Source organism: Streptomyces sp. NBC_01426 (assembly GCF_036231985.1).
In the GTDB taxonomy this organism is placed as follows: Bacteria; Actinomycetota; Actinomycetes; order Streptomycetales; family Streptomycetaceae; genus Streptomyces.
Genome location: NZ_CP109500.1, coordinates 2,471,971 through 2,495,953 on the forward strand (window position 1 = coordinate 2,471,971; position 23,983 = coordinate 2,495,953).

The following is a 23,983-nucleotide window of genomic DNA, read 5'->3' on the forward strand; positions in this document are numbered from 1 at the left end:
GCGCCCGGCACCGCCCCTGGCGGCGTTGTCGGGGCACCCGAGTACGTCCAGTACACGGGCGCCGCTGCGCCTTGCCAGGCACGACACCGGGACCCGGACCGACAAGATCCGAAAGAGACGACCTAGGAGACGGTGGAGGCGGCCTTGAGGGCGAGCCAGAGTTCCATCCGGACGTCCGGGTCGTCCAGCGAGCGGCCGAGGATCTCCTCCACGCGCTTCATCCGGTACCGCAGCGTGTGCCGGTGCACGCCCAGGTCCACCGCCGCCGCGTCCCACTGGCCGTGCCGGGAGAGCCAGGCCTGCAACGAGGCCACCAGGTCGCCGCGCCCCTTCTCGTCGTGTTCCCGCAGGGCCCGCAGCGTGCCGTCCGCGAAGGCCCGTACCGCGTCGTCGGCCAGCAGCGGCAGGACCGACCCGGCCGCCAGGTCCTCGTGCTCCACCATCGCCCGGCCGCGCCGCCGGGCCACGGCGAGTGCCTGGTCCGCCTGCTTGAAGGCCGCCGCCACGCCGGCGGGCCCGGCCGCGCCCGACAGCCCGATCACCAGTTCGTCGGGCTCCGGCCCGGTCGTGTCCCGGCCGCGCCGCGCCTCCAGCAGTTCCGCGTGCTCCGCGCAGGCCCGTGCCGCGGAACCCGCCTCGGCCGCCAGGACCACCAGCCGCCCGTCCTCGGGCACGACCAGCAGCGCCTCGCCGGTACGGGCGGCCGCCGACTCCACCGCGTCGGCCAACTGGGCGAGACCCTCCGGTTGGGCCGTCCCCGTCAGGGCCGGCTCGGCGACGACGATCCGGAACGGGGACTCCAGGAGCGCCCCGTACAGGTCCCCGGCGACGGCCAGCGCGTGCTCCGCCTCGCCGACCATCAGCATCCGCAGCACGGCGGCCCCCAGCCGGGACTCCGCGTCGTGCAGGGACCGGGACCGCTCGGTGGTGAGCGTCAACAGGGCCACCGCCGAGTGCACGGCGTACCGCTCCGCCGTGCCCAGCGGGGCGCCGGTGCCCACCGCGAGCGCGCCCCGCGCCCGTCGCCCCGTGCCCAGCGACTGGAGTTCGACGCGGTCGTCGGAGCCGCCCACGACCGCGCTCGCGGGCGCCGGCCGTTCCCGCAGCCGTTCCACGTCCGGGGTCAGTCGGGCCGCCCGGCGGGCCGCCCAGTCGGGAGCCGCCGCGACCACCGCGCCCGAGGTGTCGTACAGCGCGGCCCAGCCGTGGACGTGCGCCGCCAGCTTCGTCAGGAGTTCGGTGGGGCCGTCGGCCGACAGGGCGGCGCGGGTCAGTTCCCGCTGCGCCTCGAAACCGGCCGTCACGGCCCGGTACTGGTCGGCCGCGAGGGCCGCGGAGACGGCCTTGCTGATGGCGAGGAACGGGGTGCGGCGCGGCACCTCCAGCAGGGGCAGGTCCTCCGCCGCGGCCGCCTCGACCAGTGCCTGGGGGATCGCCTCGTAGTTGACGCCGATCGCGAAGCCGATGCCGACGACCCCGGACGCCGCGAGCCGGCGTACGTACCGCCGCATCTCCTCGGGATCCTCGGCGTCCAGTTTCATCGCGGTGATCAGCAGCAGTTCCCCGCCCTCCATGTAGGGGACGGGGTCGGCGAGCTCGCTGACGTGAGCCCAGCGCACGGGCGTGTCGAGGCGGCCCTCCCCCGCCCGGACGCTGAGTTTGAGCGCCGAGTGCTGGACGAGCGAGGCGAGGGTGAGCGGCATCGGGTACCAGCGGCCTTAGACGGAGGAGTGGGACGGCGAGGACGCAGGAACACGGAGCGGGGGATGTGGCGCCGTGTCGAGCGGGGAGCATGTCACCGAGTGGAGCGAGGGGTATTTCGCCGTGCCGTATGAACGACTCCCCTCGATTCTGCCACCTCGTACGGGTCCGCTCAGCTCGATCCCGTCAGCCTGACCAGCAGGGGCGCGGCCCGCTCCCCCCGGACCGACGTCAGCGAGAGCACCGCGTGGTCCGGCGGCACCGCGTGGGCCAGGTCGGACGCCGACCAGCGCTCCCGCTCCACCTGCCGCACGGTCACCGCGTCCGTGGTCACGGCCTTGCCCGTGACGAGCTTCCGGAACGCGTGGATGGCCCGGGTCAGCGGCTGGTCCGCGAACACCGTCCGGTGGGTGACGTCCCGCGTCTCCACCCACTCCGTGCCCCAGGCCTCGGCGAACCGCTTACCGTCCCAGGTGGTGACCCCGGAGAAGGCCATCCGACAGCCCACCGCGCCCAGCAGCGGGGTCCGCAACCCGTCCGGCACGTCGTCGAGGGTACGCAACGTCAACAGCACCCCCGCGTTCGCCGACCTCAGCCGTTGCACGCCACGCACGGTCTCCGGGGTCAGGGTGTGCGAGGCGTCGTCTAAGGCCAGGAACGCGAAGAGCGAGCGGTCCGCGCGCGCCCCGACGGAGGCGTTGAACTGGGCGAGCAGCAGCCGGGCCAGCATCCGCGACGCGCCGGCGTGCCCCCGCTCGGGCAGGTCCACCCGGACCCGGATCGGGTGCTCCAGCGCCCGCACGGAGAACGGCCGGCTCTGCCCGGAGGTGTCGAAGAACCCGTGGAAGGCGGGCCGGTCCAGCAGGGCCAGCCGGTCGGCGAGCGCCGGAGCGGGATCACCCGGGGCGCCCCGCTGCCGGCTGCGGGCGTCGAGCTCGCGCAGCATCGCGGGCTGCCCGGCGGCCTCCAGCTCCCGGCGCAGCGCGTCCGGGGCGTCGCCGACCGGGTCGAGGAGGTCGCGCAGCTCCGGCACGGAGGGGAAGCGCCCGCGAGCCGCGTGGAACGGCCCCAGCAACTGGGCGAGGGCCGTCGCGGCGCGGCGCACGTCGGCCCCGGGCACGTCCCCGACGAAGGCCTCGGCGAGCAGGCCGGCGGCCTCGTCGGGATCGCCGGCGCCGCCGTACAGGTCGAGGTCGTGAACGGACTCCGGATCACCGATCCGGACCACGATGTCGTAGGCCGAGTCCGGACCGAGCCGGGCCCCCGCCGAGCCCACGGCGATGACGGCCGCCTGCCCGGCCAGCGCCTGGAGCGCCAGCGCCTCCACGACCGGGCGGACCAGATGACGGGTCTTGCCGGAGCCGGAGGGCCCGACGGCCACCAGCGAGGTGCCGAGCACGTCGGGATCGAGGGCGAACGCGGTCCCGCGCCGGGCCCAGGGGTTGCGCTCCCCGTCCTCCACCGTGCCGAGCAACACCTGCCGGGTCAGCAGATCGTGCCGCGCGGCCCGCCCGGGCAGGTCCCGCGCCCCGGAGGGATGCACACAGGCCCCGGCGCCGTTGTCCCGAACGGCGTCGGCGAAGGCCCGCGCCCGCGACGGGTCGACACGCACGGACTCCCAGGCGCGGCGGATCCGGGCGTAGTCCACGTCGTTCATCCGCCCGGCCCCGATCTCCCCACCCAACCGATCGGCCACCTCCCCGAGCCCGGCCCCGCGGATCTCGTTGAAGGCGACGGGGTCGTCGGGGGACACCACCGTCGGAAGCTCTCGCCCCGCGTCTGATCGGTCGACTGTCGTCGGCCTACGGGCCAGGCGCACGAAGAACACGATCACCGGCACACAGACGACCACGTAGACAAGGTAGGAGGCGACGGTTTTCATGTCCGGACTCATGCTGCCCGGGATCAAGTGGCCGAACAGGTCCAAGACCGTCAGTGTGTTGGTCCAGATCAGCGCGATCACGAACAACGCCCCGAGGCCTGCCCCCAGCATCCGGGCCGGGAAGCCCCGCGCCGCGACGAGCCGGTCGAAGGCCGGCCCCCAGGATCCCAGCCGACTGAACCACACGACGAGGGCGACGGTCAGCAGCAGCATGTACGCCTGCAGGGCGGCCTCGCCCCGGCCGTCGACTGGGTTGCCGCCCAGCTCCCACCAGTCGCGAGGCGTGAAGAGCTTCACCGGCACCGTGACATAGGGGATGTATCCGTTGCTCACAAGGGACCAGAGCAGTACGCACGCCAAGAAGGAGATGACGGCGCCGCTGAGCAGCGACCGGTCCGAGGCGGGTTCGGCCTCCGCCCCTTCCCGCGGCCGGAATCCGAAGCGCCAGACGCCCGGCTCGGCCTTCGGGCGCGGGGTGCGCGCCCAATCGGCCAGCGGGGCTCCGGCCGCGCCCTGTCCGGCGCCCGCCCCCGCCCCCGGCGCGTGGATCGGCTTCGGGGGAACCGCCGGCGGGCCCGCCGGTCTCGGCACGTGGTCCGCGCGGACGGACTGTCCCTCGTACGCACCGTCGGTGTTCATGAACCCCTTGCCCCCTGCCCGTTCACTGCGCTGCGCGCTCAATCTAGTGGCCGCGGGCGCCCCGGGACCCGTACCCCGCCATGATCCACACGACACGCGCCGCGGCCCTCCTATGGCCGTCCCGGACAAGGACACGCGCGCATCACTCCCTAACGGAGCATGCAGGACCACCGTCCCCGGGCCTAGCCTGCGGACAAAGACACAAGTGCGTCCGAAAACACCCCCAGGAGCCCTCTATGACCGCTGTCCCGCAGGAGCGCCGCATCGTCACCGCGATCCCCGGCCCCAAGTCGCAGGAGCTGCAGGCCCGCCGCCTCGCGACGGTGGCCGGTGGCGTGGGCTCCGTGCTCCCCGTCTTCACGGCCCGCGCGGGCGGCGGCATCATCGAGGACATCGACGGCAACCGGATGATCGACTTCGGTTCCGGCATCGCCGTGACCTCGGTGGGCGCCTCGGCCGAGGCGGTCGTGCGCCGCGCCTCCGCGCAGCTCGCCGACTTCACCCACACCTGTTTCATGGTCACGCCGTACGAGGGTTACGTCGAGGTCTGCGAGGCCCTGGCCGAGCTGACCCCGGGCGACCACGCCAAGAAGTCCGCGCTGTTCAACTCCGGCGCCGAGGCCGTCGAGAACGCGGTCAAGATCGCCCGTTCGTACACCAAGCGTCAGGCCGTCGTCGTCTTCGACCACGGCTACCACGGCCGTACGAACCTGACGATGGCGCTGACCTCGAAGAACATGCCGTACAAGCAGGGCTTCGGTCCGTTCGCCCCCGAGGTCTACCGCGTCCCGGTCGCCTACGGCTACCGCTGGCCCACCGGTGCCGAGAACTGTGGCCCCGAGGCCGCCGCGCAGGCGATCGACCAGATCAGCAAGCAGATCGGCGCCGACAATGTCGCCGCGATCATCATCGAGCCCGTCCTCGGCGAGGGCGGCTTCATCGAGCCGGCCAAGGGCTTCCTCCCGGCGCTGGTGAAGTTCGCCAACGACAACGGCATCGTGTTCGTCGCGGACGAGATCCAGTCGGGCTTCTGCCGTACCGGCCAGTGGTTCGCGTGTGAGGACGAGGGCATCGTCCCGGACCTGATCACCACTGCCAAGGGCATCGCGGGCGGCCTGCCGCTCGCCGCCGTGACGGGCCGCGCCGAGATGATGGACTCCGTGCACGGCGGTGGCCTGGGTGGCACCTACGGCGGCAACCCGGTGGCGTGCGCCGGTGCGCTCGGTTCGATCGAGACCATGAAGGAGCTCGACCTCAACGCCGCGGCGAAGAAGATCGAGTCGGTCATGAAGACCCGCCTGACGGCCATGCAGGAGAAGTACGACATCATCGGCGACATCCGCGGCCGCGGCGCCATGATCGCGATCGAGCTCGTCAAGGACCCGGTCTCCAAGACCCCGTTCCCGGAGGCGGCCGGCGCGCTCGCCAAGGCCTGCCACGCGGAGGGCGTGCTCGTCCTCACCTGTGGCACCTACGGCAACGTGCTTCGTTTCCTCCCCCCGATCGTCATCGGTGAGGACCTGCTGAACGAGGGCCTGGACGTCATCGAGGCCGCATTCGCGGGCATCTGAGCGATTACCCGAACACAGTGACCCAGCCCTACCGGCGGTAACGGTCGGACACTGTGAAGAACGTGTGGGGGGCCGATGGCGGGAGCGCGATCCCGCTGCCGGCCCCCTTCGGGTTGGCGTACGGTTTCTGCAGATGAGTGAGACACCCCGCTCACGGGAAACCGAGGGCGACACCAGTACCGGGCTTCCCCAGCGCCGTATTGGGCATGCGTTCGCGCACACTCCTCACCGATCGGACAGCCGTTCGCCCCAAACCCCCCGGGGCGCCCGGCAACCCGATCCGGGCGGCCGTCCCGGAACCATCCCCCCTGTTCCGGGACGGCCGGCCACTTCCCTCGCGCCCCTCGGCGCCCTCTCCGCCCTCTGCGCGGTGCTCTTCGCGCTCGTCACCTGGCAGGTCCTCGCGTCCGGGCCGCTTCTGGTGCCCGACGAGGAGTTCAGCCGCGCCGTGGTCCGCACCGTCCCCGACGCGGTCACCGAGCGCCTCTCGGACCTCGGCAACATCCCGGTCGCCCTGCCCGTGCTGGTCCTGGCGATGGCGTACGCCGCCCGGCGCGGCCGTCGTCGTGCCGCGCTGGCGGCGGGGCTGGCCATGATCGCGGTGCCCGCGCTGGTGGTGCCCCTCAAGGAGTGGACCGCCCGCCCCGGCCCCCTGGAGCCCTGGGCCGCCGGCTACTTCCCCTCCGGCCACACGGCCACCTCCCTGGTGGCGTACGTGGGCGCGGCCCTGCTGATCGCCCCGTACACGCGGCGGCCCTGGCCGGTGCCCCTCGCGCTGGCCCTGGCCGCGCTGACGGCGGTGGGCCTGGTCCTGCGCGGCTTCCACTGGCCGCTGGACGTGGTGGCCAGCGTCTTGATGTGCACGCCCCTGCTGCTCGTCGTCCGCCGGGCCGCAGGGCCCGGCGGACGACGCAAGGGTGATCGGCAGACCGATCGGGAGATCGGTGGAGAGACCGGTGGAGAGACCGATCGGGAAGACGGCCGGGTGGCCTGAGCCCGGGCCGTGGGGGCCGGACTCCCGCCGACCCCCGCCACCCCGCGGATCCGTCCGTCCGTCCGTCAGCCGCCGAAGTACCCGTCGAAGTTCCGGGAGAACTCCCAGCCCCCGAAGCGGTCCCAGTTGATCGACCAGGTCATCAGGCCGCGCAGGGTCGGCCAGGTGCCGTGGGTCTGGTAGGTCCCGCAGTCGGTCTTCTTCGTCAGGCAGTTCAGTGCCTTGGTCACCTCCGCGGGAGAGGTGTGGCCGTTGCCCGCGTTGGTCGTGGCCGGCAGGCCGATGGCGACCTGGTCCGGGCGCAGGGCCGGGAAGACCCGGGCGGTGTTCCCGGCGACCGGGAAGCCGGTGAGCAGCATGTCGGTCATGGCGATGTGGAAGTCGGCGCCGCCCATGGAGTGGTACTGGTTGTCGAGGCCCATGATCGAGCCGGAGTTGTAGTCCTGGACGTGCAGCAGGGTGAGGTCGTCGCGCAGGGCGTGGATCACCGGGAGGTAGGCGCCGGCGCGCGGGTCCTGGCCGCCCCAGGGGCCCGAGCCGTAGTACTGGTAGCCGAGTTGGACGAAGAAGGTCTCGGGGGCCATGGTCAGGACGAAGTCCGGGCCGTACTTGGCCTTGAGGGTCTTGACGGCGGAGATCAGGTTGACGATCACCGGGGTGGTGGGGGCGCGGAAGTCGGTGTCGCCGGTGGCCAGGGAGAGCGAGTGGCCCTCGAAGTCGATGTCGAGGCCGTCGAGCCCGTACTCGTCGATGATCTTGCTGACGGAGGAGACGAAGGTGTCGCGGGCCGCCGTGGTGCCCAGTTGGACCTGGCCGTTCTGGCCGCCTATGGAGATCAGCACCTTCTTGCCGGCCGCCTGTTTGGCCTTGATGGCCGCCTTGAACTCCGCGACGGATTCGACGTTCGGGCACTCGGTGACCGGGCACAGCGAGAAGCGGATGTCGCCCGAGGTCACCGAGGTCGGTTCGCCGAAGGCCAGGTTGATGACGTCCCACGACGCGGGCACGTCGGCCATCCGCACGTAGCCGGAGCCGTTCGCGAAGCTCGCGTGCAGGTAGCCGACCAGGGCGTGGGCGGGCAGTCCCGGGTTGCCCGGGTCGCCGCCTCCCCCGCCGGTGGTGGTCACCGTGACGGGGGCGCCCTTCGGGGACTCGCCCGCCGCGTTCACCGCGCTGACCTGGAAGGTGTAGGCGGTGGACGCGGTCAGGCCGGTGACCGTCGTCGAGGGGCCGGTGACGGTCAGCGCGGCGGCGCCCGCACGGTGGACGCGGTACGACATGGCGCCCTGCGCGGTCGCCCAAGAGAGGTTCACCGCGCTCGACGAGGCGGCGGACGCGGTGAGGCCGGTGGGGGCGGCCGGGGGCTGGGGTTGGGTCTGACCCGGGTCCGGGCCGACGAGGGTGACGTCGTCCGTGAAGTGGGCAGGCCGGCCGTACCAGCCGTGGGTGTACACCGTCACCGAGGTGGTGGCGGCGCCCGTGCGGAAGGTGGTGCTCAACTGCTTCCAGGCACCCGGGGTCTGCGTCCAGACGGACACGTCGGTGGTACCGGTCCCGGCCGCGCCGAGGTAGACGTACGCGCCCTGCACCCAGGCGCTGAGCGTGTACGTGGAGTCCGGCTTGACGGTGACGGTCTGGGCGCAGCGCGCGTTGTCCTGGCCTGCCGGGGTGGCCTTGAGGGCGGAACTCCCGCCGTGGACGGGGGCGGTGACGGCCACGGCGCCGCCGCCCGGGCAGCTCCAGCCGTCGAGTCCGGCCTCGAAACCGCCGTTGCGCGCCAGGTCGGCGTCGGCGGCCGCGGCCGGCGGGCCCGCGGCGAGGAGGCCGGCCACGGCGAGGGCGGCGGCCGTAAGGAGGGACAGGGTTCCGGTAGCGACCCTGCGGGGTGCGCGCACAACTGCCTCCGGTACATGGGGGGATGGAGGGGAGCGGCGCCCAAGATGGTCCAGACCAATGCTCTTGTCAAGGTGTCCGGCCCTCCTCCGCCGCCACCCGCGCGGCGGCCTCGTGCATCGCGAGTTCCAGCACCGCCGGGTCGGTGAGCGTCCCGCGGCCGTCGGGGAGCACCACCCAGCGGACCCCGGCGGTCGCCCGCCCCGGGTAGGGGACGACGATCCAGGTGCCGTGCCCGGCCCCCCGCACGCCCGTGCCGAGCCAGCGGGAGGCGGTGCCGGCGGGCACGAAGAAGCCCAGCCTGGACTCGCCGAGGTCGGCGAGAACCGGGCCGGGCCGGTCGATGAGCAGGGTCAGTACGTCGAGGGTGGCCTGCCCCAGCGCGGCCGGCAGGATCAGCACGTCCCAACGCCGGCCGGCGGGCAGGAGCGCGACCCCGAAGGGGTTGCGCTCCCATTCCCACCGGCAGGCATCGGGATCCGGCGCCACCGACACCAGCCACTCGACTGCCGTTTTGTCCTCGGGGATCGTCATCGCCCGGTCTCCGTTCTCTGTCGCTCGGTGAAGGGTTCTCACCGGGAGAGAGCGGGGTGGGACGCGGCTATGACGCGGGTTTCGTTACCCCGTGGTAGTGAAGCGGGTCACATGTCGATCGACGCGTGCGCCGGGCGTGCGGACCTCGATCAACCGACAACCCGATCAACGGGTCGACGGCCCGGGGCCGCCGGCGGTTCAGCTGTCGAAGCCCAGGCCGAGGCGGTCCAGTGCCTTGAGCCACAGGTTCCGCCGTCCGCCGCGGGCGTCCGCTCGGGCCAGCGACCACTTCGTCAGCGTGATGCCGGTCCAGGCGAACGGCTCCGGCGGGAACGGCAGCGGCTTCGACTTCACCATCTCCAGCTCGGTGCGCTCCGTGGTGGCGCCGTCGAGCAGGTCCAGCATCACGTCGGCGCCGAAGCGGGTGGCCCCCACCCCGAGTCCGGTGTAGCCGGCCGCGTAGGCGACCTTGCCGGAGTGCGCGGTGCCGAAGAAGGCGGAGAAGCGCGAGCAGGTGTCGATCGCCCCGCCCCAGGCGTGGCTGAACTTCACGCCCTCCAGCTGCGGGAACGCCGTGAAGAAGTGCTGCGCGAGCTTCAGGTAGGTCTCGGGACGGTCGTCGTACTCGGAGTCGAGCCGTCCGCGGTAGGGGTAGATGGCGTCGTAGCCGCCCCACAGGATGCGGTTCTCCGGGGTGATGCGGAAGTAGTGGAACTGGTTGGCGCTGTCGCCCAGGCCCTGCCGGTTCGTCCAGCCGATGGCCTTCAGCTGGTCGGCCGTGAGCGGCTCGGTCATCAGCGCGTAGTCGTACACCGGGACCGTGAGGGGTCGGATCCGCTTGACCAGCGAGGGGAAGATGTTGGTGCCCAGGGCCACCCGGCGGGCGAAGACCCGGCCGTAGGGGGTGCGGACGGCCATTCCGGCGCCCGAGGGGGCCAGGGAGAGGCCGCGGGTGTTCTCGTAGATCCGTACGCCCAGGTCCGTGCAGGCCTTCTTCAGGCCCCACGCGAGCTTGGCGGGGTTGAGCATCGCCACCCCGTCGGTGTCCCACAGACCCGCGAGGAAGGTCGGCGAGTCCACCTCGGCGCGCACCTCGTCGCGGTCGAGCCAGCGCGTCCCGCCCGCCAGGCCCAGCTTCCGGGCCTCCTCGTGGAGTTCGCGCAGCTCCTCGACCTGGTGGGGCTCGGTGGCGACGTCGATCTCGCCGGTCCGCTCGAAGTCGCAGTCGATGCCGTACCGGGCGACCGCCGCCTCGATCTCGTCGAGGTTGCGGGCGCCCATCTCCTCCAGCTTGGCGAGTTCGCCGGGCCAGCGGGCCATGCCGTTGGCGAGGCCGTGGGTGAGGGAGGCGGCGCAGAAGCCGCCGTTGCGGCCGGAGGCGGCCCAGCCCGCCTCCTTGGACTCGATCAGGACGACGTCCCGCGCGGGATCGCGCTCCTTGGCGATCAGCGCGGTCCACAGGCCGCTGTACCCGCCGCCGATGACCAGCAGGTCGCAGGCCTCGTCGGAGGTCAGCGCCGGCAGCGCGGCCGGCTTGCCGGGGTCGTCCAGCCAGTACGAGACCGGCAGTGCTTCGGAAAGTGATTGGGCAACGCTTCGCATGGCGACTGGGGCCATGGCTTCCAACTCCCTACAGAGTTACTTGGGCTGTGCCTTCTTGCGGCGGTTCCCGACCATCTGGCCGGTGAGCACCACCAGCACCGCGATGACGAACATCGCCGTGCCGATGACGTTGATCTGCACGGGCGTACCGCGTTGGGCCGATCCCCACACGAACATGGGGAAGGTGACGGTGTTGCCCGAGTTGAAGTTGGTGATGATGAAGTCGTCGAACGAGAGCGCGAAGGACAGCAGCGCGCCCGCGGCGATTCCGGGGGCCGCGATGGGCAGGGTGACCCGCAGGAAGGTCTGCACCGGGCCCGCGTAGAGGTCGCGGGCGGCCTCCTCCAGTCGCGGGTCCATCGACAGGACGCGCGCCTTGACGGCGGCGACGACGAAGCTGAGGCAGAACATGACGTGGGCGATGAGGATCGTCCAGAAGCCCAGCTGGATGCCCATGTTGAGGAAGAGGGCGAGCAGCGAGGCGGCCATCACGATCTCGGGCATGGCCATGGGCAGGAAGATCAGCGAGTTGACGGCGCCGCGCCCCCGGAAGCGGTAGCGGACCATCGCGAAGGCGATGGCCGTGCCGAGGCAGGTCGCGGCGAGGGTGGACCAGAGCGCGATCTGGAGGGACAGCGAGAGCGAGCCGCACAGGTCGGCGACGCCGCAGGGGTCCTTCCAGGCGTCGAGGGAGAACTCCTGCCAGGCGTAGTTGAACCGGCCGGCCGGATTGTTGAAGGAGAAGACGGTGACGACGATGTTCGGCAGGATCAGGTAGGCGAGCGTGCCGAGGCCCGCGATCACGACGAGGTTGCGGCGGAGCCACGTGGTGGTGGTGCGCATCAGACCAGGTCCTCCGTCCCCGCTCGGCGGATGTAGATGGTGACCATGATCAGCACGATGGCCATGAGGATGAAGGACAGCGCGGCCGCCGTCGGGTAGTCGAGAATCCGCAGGTACTGCGACTGGATGACGTTGCCGATCATCCGGGTGTCCGTGGAGCCGAGCAGTTCCGCGTTGACGTAGTCGCCGCTCGCGGGGATGAAGGTGAGCAGGGTCCCGGAGACCACGCCCGGCATGGAGAGCGGGAAGGTCACCTTGCGGAAGACCGTGGCGGGGCGGGCGTAGAGGTCGCCGGCGGCCTCGTGGAGGCGGGTGTCGATCCGCTCCAGGGAGGTGTAGAGCGGAAGGATCATGAAGGGGAGGAAGTTGTACGTCAGACCGCAGACGACCGCGAGCGGCGTGGCCAACACCCGGTCGCCCTCGGTCATGCCCAGCCAGCTGGTGACGTCCAGGAAGCCGACCCCGTTGAGGACGTCCACCACCGGGCCGCCGTCGGCCAGGATCGTCTTCCAGGCCAGGGTGCGGATCAGGAAGCTGGTGAAGAACGGGGCGATCACCAGCACCAGCAGGAGGTTTCTCCACCGGCCCGCCTTGAAGGCGATCAGATAGGCCAGCGGGTACCCGAGCAGCAGGCACAGGACGGTCGCGGTACCGGCGTACAGCAGGGAGCGCAGGAACTGCGGGAGGTAGTCCGCGAAGGCGTCCCAGTACGTCTGGAAGTGCCAGGTGACCTGGAAGCCCTCTTCGAGGGAGCCCGTCTGCACCGAGGTCGAGGCCTGGTAGACCATCGGCAGCACGAAGAACACCAGCAGCCACAGGATGCCCGGCAGCAGCAGCCAGTACGGGATCAGGCGCTTGCGCAGCGACGGCTTGTGGACCGGGGGCTCGGTCGGGGCGGGCGCCTGGGGCGGCGCGACGGTGGTGGTCACGCGGACTCCTCGACCGTCTCGATTCCCGCGTCGATGTCCTGGGCGGCGTCGAGGCCGAAGGTGTGCGCCGGGTTCCAGTGCAGGATCACCTCGGCGCCCGGGACCAGGCGGGCGTCGCGTTCGATGTTCTGCGCGTACACCTCCAGCTCGGGGCAGACCCGGCTGTCGATGACGTACTGGGTGGACACCCCGATGAAGGAAGAGTCCGCTATTCGGCCCGCGACCTTGTTCCGGCCGGCGCCGATGGTGTGTTCCTCGTCCGCGGGCACCAGGGAGATCTTCTCGGGACGCACCCCGACCAGCAGCTTCTCGCCGGCGCGGGGTGTGGTCGAACATCGCGCGCCGGGCAGCCGGAGCTTGGTGCCGGCGCTCGACACGACGATGTCCGCGGAGCCGGCTTCCAGCACCTCGGCCTCGATGAGGTTGGAGGTGCCGAGGAAGTTCGCGACGAAGGTGGTCTTCGGGTTCTCGTACAACTCGGCGGGGGCGCCGAGCTGCTCGACGCGGCCGCCGTTCATCACCGCGACCGTGTCGGCCATGGTCATGGCCTCCTCCTGGTCGTGCGTGACGTGCACGAAGGTGATGCCGACCTCGGTCTGGATCCGCTTGAGCTCCAGCTGCATCTGGCGGCGCAGTTTGAGGTCGAGGGCGCCGAGGGGTTCGTCGAGGAGCAGCACCTGGGGGTGGTTGATGAGCGCGCGGGCGACCGCCACGCGCTGCTGCTGGCCTCCGGACAGCTGGTGCGGCTTGCGCCCGGCGAACTGGCCCAGCTGGACCAGCTCCAGCATCTCGTCGACCTGCTTCTTGACAGACTTGATGCCGCGTCGGCGCAGCCCGAAGGCGACGTTCTCGGAGACGTCGAGGTGCGGGAAGAGCGCGTAGCTCTGGAAGACGGTGTTGACCGGGCGCTTGTAGGGCGGCAGGTCGGTGACCTCGCGCTCGCCGAGGCTGACGGTGCCGGTGGAGGGCTCCTCCAGTCCGGCGATCATGCGCAGGGTGGTGGTCTTCCCGCAGCCCGAGGCGCCGAGCAGCGCGAAGAAGGAGCCCTGGGGGATGGTGAGGTCCAGCGGATGCACGGCGGTGAAGGAGCCGTAGTGCTTGCTGATCCCGGCGAGGCGGACGTCGCCGCCCGCGGTCTTGTCAGTCATGGGTCGCGGCCTTCGGTGGTGGTATTCGGAAGGGTGCGGGAATCGCGGGTGCCGGCGGCGGCCGGTACGCGGGGGTGCCGGCGCCGCCGTGGGTGCGTGCCGGTCCCGTGCCGAGGGGGCGGCGGGGGCCGTCAGGCGCCGATGAGCTTGGCGAACTTCTCCTCGTACGCCGTCTCTTCCTCGGAGCTGAGGGAGCGGAAGGCGTGGGACTTGGCGGTCATCGCCTTGTCCGGGACGATCAGGGTGTTCTCCGCGAGCTCGGGATCGATCTTCGCCAGCTCGTCCTTGACGCCCTCGACCGGGCAGACGTAGCTGATGTAGGCGGCCAGTCGGGCGGCGACCGGGAGCTCGTAGTAGTAGTCGATGAGCCGCTCCGCGTTGGCCTTGTGCCGGGCCTTGGCGGGGACCAGCAGGTTGTCGCTGGAGGTGATGTACCCGGCCGCCGGGATCGCGTACTTGATGTCCGGGTTTCCAGCCTGCAGCTGGATGACGTCGCCCGCCCAGGCGAGGCAGGCGGCGAGGTCGCCCTTGTCGAGGTCGGCGGTGTAGTCGTTGCCGGTGAAGCGCCGGATCTGCTTCTTGTCGACGCCCTTCTGGAGTCGGCCGATGGCCTGGTCGTAGTCGGCCGTGGTGAAGTTCGCCGGGTCCTTGCCCTGGTCGAGGAGGGTCATGCCGACGCTGTCGCGCATCTCCGTCAGGAAGCCGACCCGCCCCTTGAGGGTGGGGTCGTCGAGCAGCTGGGTGACGGAGTCGACCGTCTTGCCGCCGGTGGCCTTGGAGTTGTAGGCGATGACGGTGGAGATGCCGGTCCACGGGTAGCTGTGGGAGCGACCCGGGTCCCAGTCGGGGCTGCGGAACTGCGGGGACAGGTTGGCGTAGGCGTGCGGGAGGCGGGCGGGGTCCAGCTTCTGCGCCCAGCCGAGTCTGATGATGCGCGCGGCGAGCCAGTCGGTGACGACGATCAGGTCGCGGCCGGTGTCCTGGCCGGCCGCGAGCTGCGGGCGGACCTTGCCGAAGAACTCGACGTTGTCGTTGATGTCCTCGGTGTACTTGACCTTGATCCCGGTCCGCTTGGCGAACTCCTCCAGGGTGGGACGGCTCTTCTCGTCGTCGCTGGTGTCCATGTACTCGGTCCAGTTGGAGAAGTTGATCTCCTTCTCCTGTTCCGAGCGGTCGTCGGACGCCGCCGCCGTGCCGTCCTGCCGTTGGGCGGGCGGGATCCCGCAACCGCTCAGGGCCGACAGGCCGCCGAGGGTGAGCGCCCCGACACCGGAGGCGCGCAGCAGCGAACGGCGGGTGAGGGCGCCGCGCCCGCTGGTGAGGCTGCGCCGTATCGCGTTGAGTTGCGGCGCCGAGAGACGCTCGGGCTCGAACTGCTCCATGGACTGTGCCCTTTCGGGTGGCAGGGCCGCCGGCGGCGGCGTCGTGACTATCGGTCCCCGAAGATCGTGCGGTGCCAGTCCTTCGCGGCGACCGCGGTGTTGTCGTACATCACATGCTTGACCTGCGTGTACTCCTCGAAGGAGTAGGCGCTCATGTCCTTTCCGAAGCCACTGGCCTTGTAGCCCCCGTGAGGCATCTCGCTGATGATCGGGATGTGGTCATTGACCCAGACGCAACCCGCCTTGAGCTCGCGGGTGGCCCGGTTGGCCCGGTAGACGTCCCGGCTCCAGGCGGAGGCCGCGAGTCCGTACGGGGTGTCGTTGGCCAGCGCGAGGCCCTCGTCGTCGGTGTCGAACGGCAGGACCACGAGGACCGGACCGAAGATCTCGGACTGGACGACCTCGCTGTCCTGGGCCGCGCCGGAGATCAGGGTCGGCCGGTAGTACGCCCCGCCGGCCAGGTCTCCCCCGGGGCTCTCGCCGCCGGTGACGACCGTGGCGTAGGAGCGGGCGCGCTCGACGAACCCGGCGACCCGGTCGCGCTGCGCGTGCGAGACCAGCGGACCGAGGTCCGTGGTGGGCGCGAAGGGGTCTCCGACGCGGACGGTCTCCATCAGCTCGGCGACCCGCGCGACGAAGGCGTCGTGCAGGGGGCGCTGGACGTACGCGCGGGTGGCGGCGGTGCAGTCCTGGCCGGTGTTGATGAGGGAGGCGGCGACGGCGCCGTGCGCGGCGGCCTCCAGGTCGGCGTCGTCGAAGACGAGGAAGGGGGCCTTCCCGCCGAGCTCCAGGTGGAGCCGCTTGACGGTGGCGGTGGCGATCTCGGCGACCCGCTTGCCGACGGCCGTCGAACCGGTGAACGAGGTCATGACCACGTCGGGGTGCCCCACGAGGTGCTCCCCCGCCTCCCGGCCGGCGCCGGTGACGATGTTGATCACTCCGTCGGGCAGGCCCGCGTCCTTGGCCGCCTGGGCGAACATCAGGGAGGTCAGCGGGGTCAGCTCGGCGGGCTTCAACACGATGGTGTTGCCCGCGGCGATGGCCGGGAGAATCTTCCAGGCGGCCATCTGGAGCGGATAGTTCCAGGGGGCGATGGACCCGACCACCCCGATGGCCTCGCGGCGCACGTAGGAGGTGTGGTCGCCGGAGTACTCGGCGGCGGCCTGCCCCTGGAGGTGGCGGGCGGCGCCCGCGAAGAAGGCGGTGTTGTCGATGGTCCCCGGTACGTCGAACTCCGTGGACAGCTTGAGCGGCTTGCCGCACTGGATCGACTCGGCGTAGGCGAAGTCGTCGGCCTGCTCGGCCAGTACGGCGGCCAGCCGGTGCAGCGCGTCCGAGCGCTCCCCGGGGGTGGCGGCGGACCAGCCCGGGAAGGCCCTCTTGGCGGCGGCCACGGCCTCGTCCACGTCCGCGGTGCCCGCGAGTTCGTAGGTGAGGACCTCGTCGCCGGTGGCCGGGTCGATCACGGTGTGTGATTGCCCGGAGGTGCCGGCCCTGAGCCTGCCGTCGATGTACTGCGCGCCGTCCGCGAAGCGGTCCTTGACCTGGAAGCGGTTGCCCATCACGCTCTCACGCTCTCCGTAGCTACAGTTCGGACTACAGCCCGAATTGAGTGCCGATCCTGACAGAGGCAGGGGCCTCGGCCAAGTGATTCCGTTGTTGCCTTTTGATTACGCGACGGAATCGGTCGACCATGTGTCGAGGCACGCCGGAAAACCCGTACGAAGTGTCCGTGGCGACTGCCAGACTCGCGTGCATGGAGATGATCGACGCATTGATCAAGCAGGTCAGCCGGGGTGAACGGCTCAAGTTTCTGCCGTTCTGGGGGCACCGACCGCGCCCGGACGGGACGCTCGGCCCGAGCTGCCTCAGCCAGTGGTGGCCTTCCGCCTTCACTGTGGGTGAGGTCCGGTACGCCACCGCCGAGCACTGGATGATGGCCGGCAAGGCCCGGATATTCGGGGACGCGGAGGCGGAGCGCGCCGCGCTGGAAGCCGGGACCCCGGCCGAGGCGAAGAAGGCCGGTCGCCTCGTGCGCGACTTCGACAACGCCGTCTGGGAGCGGGAGCGGTTCGCGCTGGTCGTGGAGGGCAGCGTGCACAAGTTCGGCTCCGATCCGGCGCTGCGCGGATACCTGCTCGGCACCGGGAACCGGGTGCTCGTGGAGGCGAGCCCGATGGACCGGATCTGGGGCATCGGGCTGGCGGCGGACGACGAGCGGGCCCTCGACCCGGCCCGGTGGCGCGGGCTGAACCTGCTCGGCTTCGCCCTCATGGAGGCCCGGGACCGGCTGCGGACGGACGCCGCGTGACGGCTCCGGGCATACCCGGTCGACGCCGGGTCGCCGCGGTGATCATCCGGGACGGCTGCGTGCTGATGGTGCGGGAACGGGGCAAGGGCCCGACCGGTCGGCACGACGGACCGGAGTACTGGACGCTGCCCGGCGGCGGGCTGGAGGCCGGGGAGGAACCCGAGGAGGCGGTGCGGCGCGAGGTGGCCGAGGAGGTCGGCCTGCGCGCCCTGGACGTGCGGTTCGCGTACGACGCGCCGTACCCCTCCGGCCCGACCGCCTGCTACCGGGTGGACGTCGCGCCCGGGGAGCCCCGCCTCGGGGTGGACGAGGACCTGGTGTGCGACTGCCCCCGGATGGTGGGGCTGATCTGGGTCCCCCTGTCCCGCGGGACCGGCGGCGACCTCGACGGCGGGGGCAGTGGTAGTGGCAGTGGGGACGACAGCGTGGAAGGCGCCGCCGGTTCGGCCGGGGCGGACGGTCACGCGGTCGTCATGGTGCCGACGCTGCTGATGGCGGCGCGGGTCTGACCGTCTGCGCGGGTCTGACCGGCTGCGACCGCTTCCCCCACCGGGCACCCGCGCCCTGATCCCCGCGGGCGCGGCGGTCGGTCATATGCGCTCCTGGACCCCGGTGTCCTCGTACGGCCCGTGACGGTCGACGTCATCGAAGGTCGGTCCGAGGAAGAAGGCCAAGGTCACCAGGACGCCGATCACGATGCCGACGGAACCGAGGATGACACCGGCCAGCGCGAGTCCGCCGTTGCCGGCCTCGCCCCGGTTCGCCTTGCCCCGGCCGAGCGCGCCGAAGACGACCCCGGCGATGCCGAGCGCGACGGGACCGACCAGGGTCGGGCAGGCGATGACCGAGAGCAGGCCGAGCACGAACCCGGTGATGGCGAGGCCGTTGCTCGGCGGGGGCGGCGTCGGGGCCCAGGGCGCGTAGGGGGCGGGCCGCCCCGGCAACTGGCCCCCGGGGTAGCCGTATCCGGCGGGATCGGGCTGCGCAGGGTACCCGTACGCGGGACCGAGAGCCTGCCCCCAGGACCCGGCGGGGTCGATCGGCGCGGTCGCACCGAAGGGCTGCGCGGCCGTGCCGAAGGGTTGAGGAGCCGTGTCGAAAGGCTGCGCGGCGGTGTCAAAAGGCTGCGCGGTCGCGCCGAAGGGCCCGGGGGCCGTCGCGCCCGGCATGCCGGCGATCGTCGGCTGGTCGTGCAGGCCCGGGCCCCCCGGCCCGCCCGACGCACCCCGCCCCTTGCCCGGGTCCACCGCCGGTCGCTCGGGCGGTGCCCACGGGTCGGACGGTTCAGGGCTCTGGTCGGTCATACGGCACCCCCCTCTCGTACAGCCATGCTAAGCGCTGCCACCGACACTCCCCGGGCCTGCCTACGATGAAGCCGACCTGCCCGAACCCGTGTCCTCCCGGAGGCACCCATGCCCGACCTGCACCCCTTCATCGCGGGGCTTCCCAAGGCCGAACTCCACGTCCACCACGTCGGCTCGGCCTCCCCGCGCATCGTGGCCGAGCTCGCCTCCCGGCACCCCGACTCGAAGGTCCCCACGGACCCCGAGGCGCTCGCCGACTACTTCACCTTCACGGACTTCGCCCACTTCATCGAGGTCTACCTGTCCGTCGTCGACCTGGTCCGCACCCCCGACGACGTGCGCACGCTGACCTTCGAGGTCGCCCGCGACATGGCCCGGCAGAACATCCGCTACGCCGAGTTGACGATCACCCCGTACTCCTCCACCCGTCGCGGCATCGACGAGAAGGCGTTCATGGAGGCCATCGAGGACGCCCGCAAGGACGCCGAGGCCGAACTCGGGGTCATCCTGCGCTGGTGCTTCGACATCCCCGGCGAGGCGGGCCTGGAGGCGGCCGCCGAGACCGCCCGCCTCGCGGTCGACCTGCGCCCCGAGGGCCTGGTCTCCTTCGGCCTGGGCGGTCCGGAGATCGGTGTTCCGCGCCCCCAGTTCAAGCCGTACTTCGACCGGGCCCGGGCGGCCGGCCTGCACAGCGTGCCGCACGCCGGCGAGTCCACCGGACCGGAGACGGTCTGGGACGCCATCCGGGAGCTGGGCGCCGAGCGCATCGGCCACGGCACGACCTCCGTCCGGGACCCCGAGCTGCTGGCCTACTTGGCCGAGCACCGGATCGCGCTGGAGGTCTGCCCGACCTCGAACATCGCGACCCGCGTGGTGACCGACATGGACGCGCACCCGGTCAAGGAGATGGTCGCCGCGGGCGTGCTCGTCACCATCAACAGCGACGACCCGCCGATGTTCGGCTCCGACCTCAACAACGAGTACGCGGTGGCCGCCCGGCTCCTCGACCTCGACGAGCGCGGTCTGGCGCAGCTGGCCAAGAACGCCGTCGAGGCCTCCTTCCTCGACCCGGCCGGGAAGGCGCGGCTGACCGCGGAGATCGACACGTACACCGACACGTGGTTGGCCTCCTGACGCCCGAGCAGAATGGGGTGCATGCGCACCCTGACTGCCGTCGGCCACCGCGGCGATCCCTACCGTGTCCGCGAGAACACCCTCGACTCGATCCGCTCCGCCTTCGCCCGGGGGGCGGACGCGGTCGAGATCGACGTCCGGCTCACCCGTGACCGGGTTCCGGTCCTCCTGCACGACGAGACGCTCCAGCGGCTGTGGGGGCACGACGTGCGGCTCGACGCCGTCACGGCTCCCCAGCTCAAGGAGCTGGCGCGGGGCGGGATCCCCACGCTGCGCGAGGCCTTGATGGCGGCGGGCGCGGGCCGGGTGATGGTGGACCTTCCGGGCGCGGACGCCGACGCGGTGCGGACGGTCGTGGACCAGGTCCGCGAGTGCGGGGCGCGGGACCGCACGTACTACTGCGCGGGCCCGAAGTCGATGCTCGCGGTGCGGGCCGCCGACCCCGGTGCGGAGATCGCGCTGACCTGGAACACCCTGTCGCCCCCCCGCCGGGTGCTCATCGACGCGGTGGCCCCGGCCTGGCTCAACTACCGCTTCGGGCTCGTCGACCGGGAGTTGACCGACGCCCTGCACCGGGACGGGCTGCTCGTGTCGGCGTGGACCGCCGACACGAAGCGGTCGATGCGCGCGCTGATCGCGGCGGGGGTCGACTCGATCACGACGAACCGGGTGGACGCGCTGACGGCCGTACGGGCCGAGCGGCGTCGGTGATACGGGCCTGGGGCGAACGCGTCCGCCGGGCCGACCCGCGGTGGCAGGACCTGGGGCTGACGCTGCTGGTGCAGGTGGCCGTCACCATGCCGTTCCTGGTGCCCCGCGATCCCGGACTGCCGGCCGCCGACTGGCCCTCCTACGGGATGACCACGCTCGCGGTGCTGCCGCTGATCTGGCGCCGCCGGGCGCCGGTGACGGTGTTGGTCGCCGTTCTGCTCGCGGGCGGCCTCTACGAACTCGCGCTGGACGGGCCCGGCCAGCCGCTGCCGTACGCGGGGCTGATCGCCTACTACACGGTGGCCCTGCTGTGCACGGCCCGGGTGCGCCTGCTCGTCGCACTGCTGACGGTCGTGGTGATCGTCGTGTCGGTGGGCCGGAACACCGGGACCATGCGGGAGTTGCTGTTCACCCTCTTCGTCTCGGCCGCCGCCTACGCGCTGGGCCGGCTCCAGGTCACCCGGCAGGCGTACACGCGGGCCGTCGAGGAACGGGCCGCCGAGCTGGAGCGGGCGAACCTGATCGAGGCGGAGCAGGCCGCGGCCCGGGAACGGGCCCGGATCGCACGGGAGATGCACGACGTCCTCTCGCACGCGGTCAGCATCATGATCGTGCAGGCCGAGGCCGGTCCGGTGGCGGTACGGCGGGCGCCCGAGCGGGCGGAGGCCGCCTTCGACGCCATAGCGGACACCGGCCGCGAGGCGATGACCCAACTGCGCGCGATGTTGGGCGTGCTGCGGACGGACGAGGTCGCGCCGCGCCGACCGCAGCCGGGCATCGGGCAACTGGCCGGACTGCTGGACCGGGTACGCGGCAGCGGGCCCACCGTCTCGTACGAGCGGACCGGCGCGGTGCGTCCGCTGCCCGCCGCGCTGGAGGCGACGGTGTACCGGGTGGTCCAGGAGGCTCTGACGAACGTGGTCCGGCACGCCGGGGCCTCGACCGCGGCCGTACGTCTGGAGTACGGGTCGGGGGACCTCGCGGTGGAGGTGACGGACGACGGGCGGGGCTCCGACGGCTCCCCGGGCGGGCACGGGCTGATCGGCATCCGGGAGCGCGCCGCCGCCCACGGCGGAACCGTCGAGTCCGGTCCGGGCGCGGACGGCCGGGGGTTCCGGGTGCGGATCGTCCTTGTAACGTCCGCCTTGGAGGTGGGGAGTTGACGATCCGTGTGGTGGTGGCCGACGACCAGGAACTGGTGCGCAGCGGCTTCGCGATGATCCTGGACGTGCAGGAGGACATCGAGGTCGTGGCCGAGGCCGGCGACGGCGCGGCGGCGGTGACGGCGGTGCGGGACCTGCGGCCGGACGTGGCGCTGTTGGACGTGCGGATGCCGGTGCTGGACGGCATCGAGGCGTGTCGGACGATCACGACGGAGACCGGGTGCCGGACGGTGATGCTGACGACGTTCGACTCCGACGAGTACGTCTACGAAGCCCTGCACGCGGGCGCGAGCGGGTTCCTGTTGAAGGACGTGCGGCGGGACGATCTGGTGCACGCCGTGCGGGTGGTGGCGGCCGGCGAGTCCCTGCTCGCGCCTTCGGTGGCGCGGCGTCTGATCGAGGAGTACACGGCGGTGACGGCGCGACCGGCGGCCGGGTCCGCCCTGTCGGCCGAGCGGTTGGGAGTGCTGACGGCGCGGGAGCGGGAGACGCTGCTGCACCTGGGGCGGGGGCTGTCCAACGCGGAGATCGCGGGTGCGCTGACGGTCAGCGAGCACACGGTGAAGTCCCATGTGGGGAACGTGCTGGCGAAGTTGGGGCTGCGGGACCGGATCCAGGCGGTGATCTGCGCCTACGAGACGGGCCTGATCGCGGCGGGAAGCCAGTCCCGCGCCGCGGTCTCCCCCGCCGGGGTATCTCCCTCCGGAGAGTGAGTCGGCGGCGCCGTCCTCCCTCTCGGCGGTGAGTTGTCGTACCGCGGAAAACCCCTCTTGTCGGGGATCCGCTACCACCCCTGTGACCAGCAACATTGAGGTCATCGGGGTGGAGGTCGCCCCGGGACTCGACGGGGGGATCCCACCATGAACGCAACGATTCGCACGGCGATCGCGACAGCCCTGGTGCTGGGGGTCGCGGCCGGCCCGGCCGTCGCCCACTCCGCGCCGCCGCCTCCATCGGCGAGCACGGCGGTGGGCGCGCCGGCGGCCCACACGGGCCCCACGGCTCCCACGGCCCCGACCATCGCCACGCCGCCCGACGCGGTGGCGCTGCGCGCCGCCCTCGCCGGCGTCGGAGCGGACGGCAAGGACGCGACGGCCGCCCTGGTCCGGGTCGGCGGCGCGAGCGGCGGTTGGCGGGGCGCCGCGGGCGTGGCGGACGTGCGCACCGGTCGTGCGGCCCTGGAGCAGGGCCGCTTCCGGGCCGGTTCGGTGACCAAGACCTTCACGGCGGCGGTGGTGCTCCAGTTGGCCGCCGAGGGCAGGGTCGATCTGGACGCCCCGGTGCGGCGGTACCTGCCGGCGGCCTTTCCCGAGACCTTCAAGGCTGACCCCACGGTGCGCCAGCTGCTGAACCACACGAGCGGCATCCGGGCGGCCGATGGGCCGGGCGATTCCTTCGAGGCCCAGTGGGAGCACCGCTTCGACGTGACCGATCCGCGCGAGCAGATCGCCAACGCCCTGGCGAAGGGGCCGGAGTTCGATCCGGGCGAGGCCCAGCACTACCTGAACATCAACTACACGGTGCTGGGCGTGCTGATCGAGAAGGTGACGGGCACCTCGTACGAGTCCACGGTCGCCCGGCGGATCCTGCGGCCGCTGGGGCTGGGTGGGACATCGTTCCCGGGGCGGACACGGACGCGGATCCAGGGTCTCCACAACCATGGCTACCAGGCGGTGCCGCGGCCGGACGGCACGAGGGAACTGCGGGACGTCTCGGTGTGGAACAGCTCCGACCGGTGGGCGGCCGGCGACATCATCTCGACGACCGCCGATCTGGAGCGCTTCACCGTCGCCCTGTTCAGCGGCCGGATCGTGCCGAGAGCCCGGCTGGAGGAGATGTTCACGGTCCCCGCGGTGGACGACTTCGTCACCGGGAAGAAGGCCGTCCTGACCGCGGGGTTGTCGAGGATCGTCCTGCCGGACGGCACGGAGGCCTGGGGCAAGACCGGTGGCCGGCACGGCTACATCACGGGGATGGGCGCGACCCGCGACCTCTCCCGCACCCTCGTCTACTCGGTCAACTCCACGGACGCCAAGGGACCGGACACGAACCCGGTGGCCCTCGGCGTGGTGATGGCCGCCTTCACCCAGTAGGAGGCGCGCCCGGCGAGCGCGTCCCGGACGAACACGCCCCCGGGCGACCGCGCGCCCCGGGCGGAGACCGGACGAGGCGGACGAGGCGGACGAGGCGGACGACGGTCGATCGCGGACATCCTCGTCAGAGACCGCCGATGGCCTCGGAG

At 71.9% G+C, this 23,983-nt stretch carries 20 protein-coding genes; 9 read left to right on the forward strand and 11 right to left on the reverse strand.

Features of this window, described 5'->3' with window-relative positions:
- Positions 1-122: 122 nt before the first annotated feature.
- Entirely contained in the window at positions 123-1,703 is a 1,581-nt protein-coding gene (locus OG906_RS10595) for a PucR family transcriptional regulator (RefSeq protein WP_267797566.1), read from the reverse strand.
- 170 nt (positions 1,704-1,873) lie between these two features.
- Positions 1,874-4,222, reverse strand: coding sequence for an ATP/GTP-binding protein (locus OG906_RS10600; protein ID WP_329442053.1), 2,349 nt, complete (start codon positions 4,220-4,222; stop codon positions 1,874-1,876).
- Between the two features lie 236 nt (positions 4,223-4,458).
- On the opposite strand from OG906_RS10600, the gene gabT reads away from it, so the two are divergent.
- Together gabT and OG906_RS10610 are read left to right on the forward strand one after the other, a co-directional pair.
- Positions 4,459-5,793, forward strand: a complete 1,335-nt coding sequence (gene gabT / locus OG906_RS10605) for a 4-aminobutyrate--2-oxoglutarate transaminase (protein WP_053675217.1) — start codon at positions 4,459-4,461, stop codon at positions 5,791-5,793.
- 370 nt (positions 5,794-6,163) lie between these two features.
- A complete protein-coding gene (locus OG906_RS10610) occupies positions 6,164-6,787 on the forward strand; it encodes a phosphatase PAP2 family protein (RefSeq protein WP_329442056.1) in 624 nt (207 codons plus the stop codon).
- Between the two features lie 65 nt (positions 6,788-6,852).
- Here the strand turns inward: OG906_RS10610 and OG906_RS10615 are convergent, their stop codons facing one another.
- From OG906_RS10615 to OG906_RS10650, 8 genes are all read right to left on the reverse strand, one after another.
- Positions 6,853-8,649: a chitinase gene (locus OG906_RS10615; RefSeq protein ID WP_443067453.1), complete on the reverse strand. Its 1,797-nt coding sequence runs from the start codon at positions 8,647-8,649 to the stop codon at positions 6,853-6,855.
- A gap of 100 nt (positions 8,650-8,749) precedes the next feature.
- A complete protein-coding gene (locus tag OG906_RS10620) occupies positions 8,750-9,214 on the reverse strand; it encodes a hypothetical protein (RefSeq protein WP_329442060.1) in 465 nt (154 codons plus the stop codon).
- 198 nt (positions 9,215-9,412) lie between these two features.
- A complete protein-coding gene (locus OG906_RS10625) occupies positions 9,413-10,831 on the reverse strand; it encodes an NAD(P)/FAD-dependent oxidoreductase (protein ID WP_329442062.1) in 1,419 nt (472 codons plus the stop codon).
- 21 nt (positions 10,832-10,852) lie between these two features.
- A complete protein-coding gene (locus OG906_RS10630) occupies positions 10,853-11,470 on the reverse strand; it encodes an ABC transporter permease (RefSeq protein WP_443067454.1) in 618 nt (205 codons plus the stop codon).
- A gap of 188 nt (positions 11,471-11,658) precedes the next feature.
- The gene (locus OG906_RS10635; protein WP_053675207.1) at positions 11,659-12,588 is read right to left on the reverse strand and encodes an ABC transporter permease; all 930 of its coding nucleotides are present in this window, start codon (positions 12,586-12,588) and stop codon (positions 11,659-11,661) included.
- Entirely contained in the window at positions 12,585-13,736 is a 1,152-nt protein-coding gene (locus tag OG906_RS10640) for an ABC transporter ATP-binding protein (protein ID WP_053675205.1), read from the reverse strand. Before OG906_RS10640 ends, OG906_RS10635 begins: the two co-directional genes overlap by 4 nt.
- A 131-nt stretch (positions 13,737-13,867) precedes the next feature.
- Positions 13,868-15,118, reverse strand: coding sequence for a polyamine ABC transporter substrate-binding protein (locus OG906_RS10645; RefSeq protein ID WP_053675203.1), 1,251 nt, complete (start codon positions 15,116-15,118; stop codon positions 13,868-13,870).
- Positions 15,119-15,165: 47 nt separating this feature from the next.
- Complete coding sequence (locus OG906_RS10650) at positions 15,166-16,680, reverse strand: gamma-aminobutyraldehyde dehydrogenase (protein WP_267797640.1); 1,515 nt, start codon at positions 16,678-16,680, stop codon at positions 15,166-15,168.
- A gap of 194 nt (positions 16,681-16,874) precedes the next feature.
- Here OG906_RS10650 and OG906_RS10655 point away from each other — a divergent pair, with 194 nt between their 5' ends.
- A complete protein-coding gene (locus tag OG906_RS10655; protein ID WP_267797572.1) occupies positions 16,875-17,429 on the forward strand; it encodes an NADAR family protein in 555 nt (184 codons plus the stop codon).
- Complete coding sequence (locus tag OG906_RS10660) at positions 17,426-17,938, forward strand: NUDIX hydrolase (protein WP_329442069.1); 513 nt, start codon at positions 17,426-17,428, stop codon at positions 17,936-17,938. The genes OG906_RS10655 and OG906_RS10660 overlap by 4 nt, the downstream gene beginning before the upstream one ends.
- A gap of 81 nt (positions 17,939-18,019) precedes the next feature.
- Here OG906_RS10660 and OG906_RS10665 read toward each other — a convergent pair whose 3' ends face one another.
- The gene (locus OG906_RS10665; protein WP_329442071.1) at positions 18,020-18,733 is read right to left on the reverse strand and encodes a DUF4190 domain-containing protein; all 714 of its coding nucleotides are present in this window, start codon (positions 18,731-18,733) and stop codon (positions 18,020-18,022) included.
- A gap of 108 nt (positions 18,734-18,841) precedes the next feature.
- On the opposite strand from OG906_RS10665, the gene OG906_RS10670 reads away from it, so the two are divergent.
- The 5 genes from OG906_RS10670 (at position 18,842) to OG906_RS10690 (ending at position 23,834) form a co-directional block, all read left to right on the forward strand.
- Entirely contained in the window at positions 18,842-19,867 is a 1,026-nt protein-coding gene (locus tag OG906_RS10670) for an adenosine deaminase (protein ID WP_329442073.1), read from the forward strand.
- 21 nt (positions 19,868-19,888) lie between these two features.
- On the forward strand, positions 19,889-20,578 hold the full coding sequence (locus OG906_RS10675; protein ID WP_329442075.1) for a glycerophosphodiester phosphodiesterase: 690 nt from the start codon (positions 19,889-19,891) through the stop codon (positions 20,576-20,578).
- The gene (locus tag OG906_RS10680; RefSeq protein WP_443067370.1) at positions 20,575-21,741 is read left to right on the forward strand and encodes a sensor histidine kinase; all 1,167 of its coding nucleotides are present in this window, start codon (positions 20,575-20,577) and stop codon (positions 21,739-21,741) included. Before OG906_RS10675 ends, OG906_RS10680 begins: the two co-directional genes overlap by 4 nt.
- Positions 21,738-22,454, forward strand: coding sequence for a response regulator transcription factor (locus OG906_RS10685; RefSeq protein WP_329442077.1), 717 nt, complete (start codon positions 21,738-21,740; stop codon positions 22,452-22,454). Before OG906_RS10680 ends, OG906_RS10685 begins: the two co-directional genes overlap by 4 nt.
- A 147-nt stretch (positions 22,455-22,601) precedes the next feature.
- On the forward strand, positions 22,602-23,834 hold the full coding sequence (locus OG906_RS10690; RefSeq protein WP_329442079.1) for a serine hydrolase domain-containing protein: 1,233 nt from the start codon (positions 22,602-22,604) through the stop codon (positions 23,832-23,834).
- Positions 23,835-23,983 lie beyond the last annotated feature (149 nt).

Bases quoted from the DNA above. Each gene is read 5' to 3' on its own strand.
- OG906_RS10595 (WP_267797566.1), bottom strand. From the start codon at position 1,703: ATGCCGCTCACCCTCGCCTCGCTCGTCCAGCACTCGGCGCTCAAACTC.
- OG906_RS10600 (WP_329442053.1), bottom strand. From the start codon at position 4,222: ATGAACACCGACGGTGCGTACGAGGGACAGTCCGTCCGCGCGGACCAC.
- gabT (WP_053675217.1), top strand. From the start codon at position 4,459: ATGACCGCTGTCCCGCAGGAGCGCCGCATCGTCACCGCGATCCCCGGC.
- OG906_RS10620 (WP_329442060.1), bottom strand. From the start codon at position 9,214: ATGACGATCCCCGAGGACAAAACGGCAGTCGAGTGGCTGGTGTCGGTG.
- OG906_RS10625 (WP_329442062.1), bottom strand. From the start codon at position 10,831: ATGGCCCCAGTCGCCATGCGAAGCGTTGCCCAATCACTTTCCGAAGCA.
- OG906_RS10640 (WP_053675205.1), bottom strand. From the start codon at position 13,736: ATGACTGACAAGACCGCGGGCGGCGACGTCCGCCTCGCCGGGATCAGC.
- OG906_RS10645 (WP_053675203.1), bottom strand. From the start codon at position 15,118: ATGGAGCAGTTCGAGCCCGAGCGTCTCTCGGCGCCGCAACTCAACGCG.
- OG906_RS10650 (WP_267797640.1), bottom strand. From the start codon at position 16,680: ATGGGCAACCGCTTCCAGGTCAAGGACCGCTTCGCGGACGGCGCGCAG.
- OG906_RS10655 (WP_267797572.1), top strand. From the start codon at position 16,875: ATGGAGATGATCGACGCATTGATCAAGCAGGTCAGCCGGGGTGAACGG.
- OG906_RS10665 (WP_329442071.1), bottom strand. From the start codon at position 18,733: ATGACCGACCAGAGCCCTGAACCGTCCGACCCGTGGGCACCGCCCGAG.
- OG906_RS10670 (WP_329442073.1), top strand. From the start codon at position 18,842: ATGCCCGACCTGCACCCCTTCATCGCGGGGCTTCCCAAGGCCGAACTC.
- OG906_RS10675 (WP_329442075.1), top strand. From the start codon at position 19,889: ATGCGCACCCTGACTGCCGTCGGCCACCGCGGCGATCCCTACCGTGTC.
- OG906_RS10690 (WP_329442079.1), top strand. From the start codon at position 22,602: ATGAACGCAACGATTCGCACGGCGATCGCGACAGCCCTGGTGCTGGGG.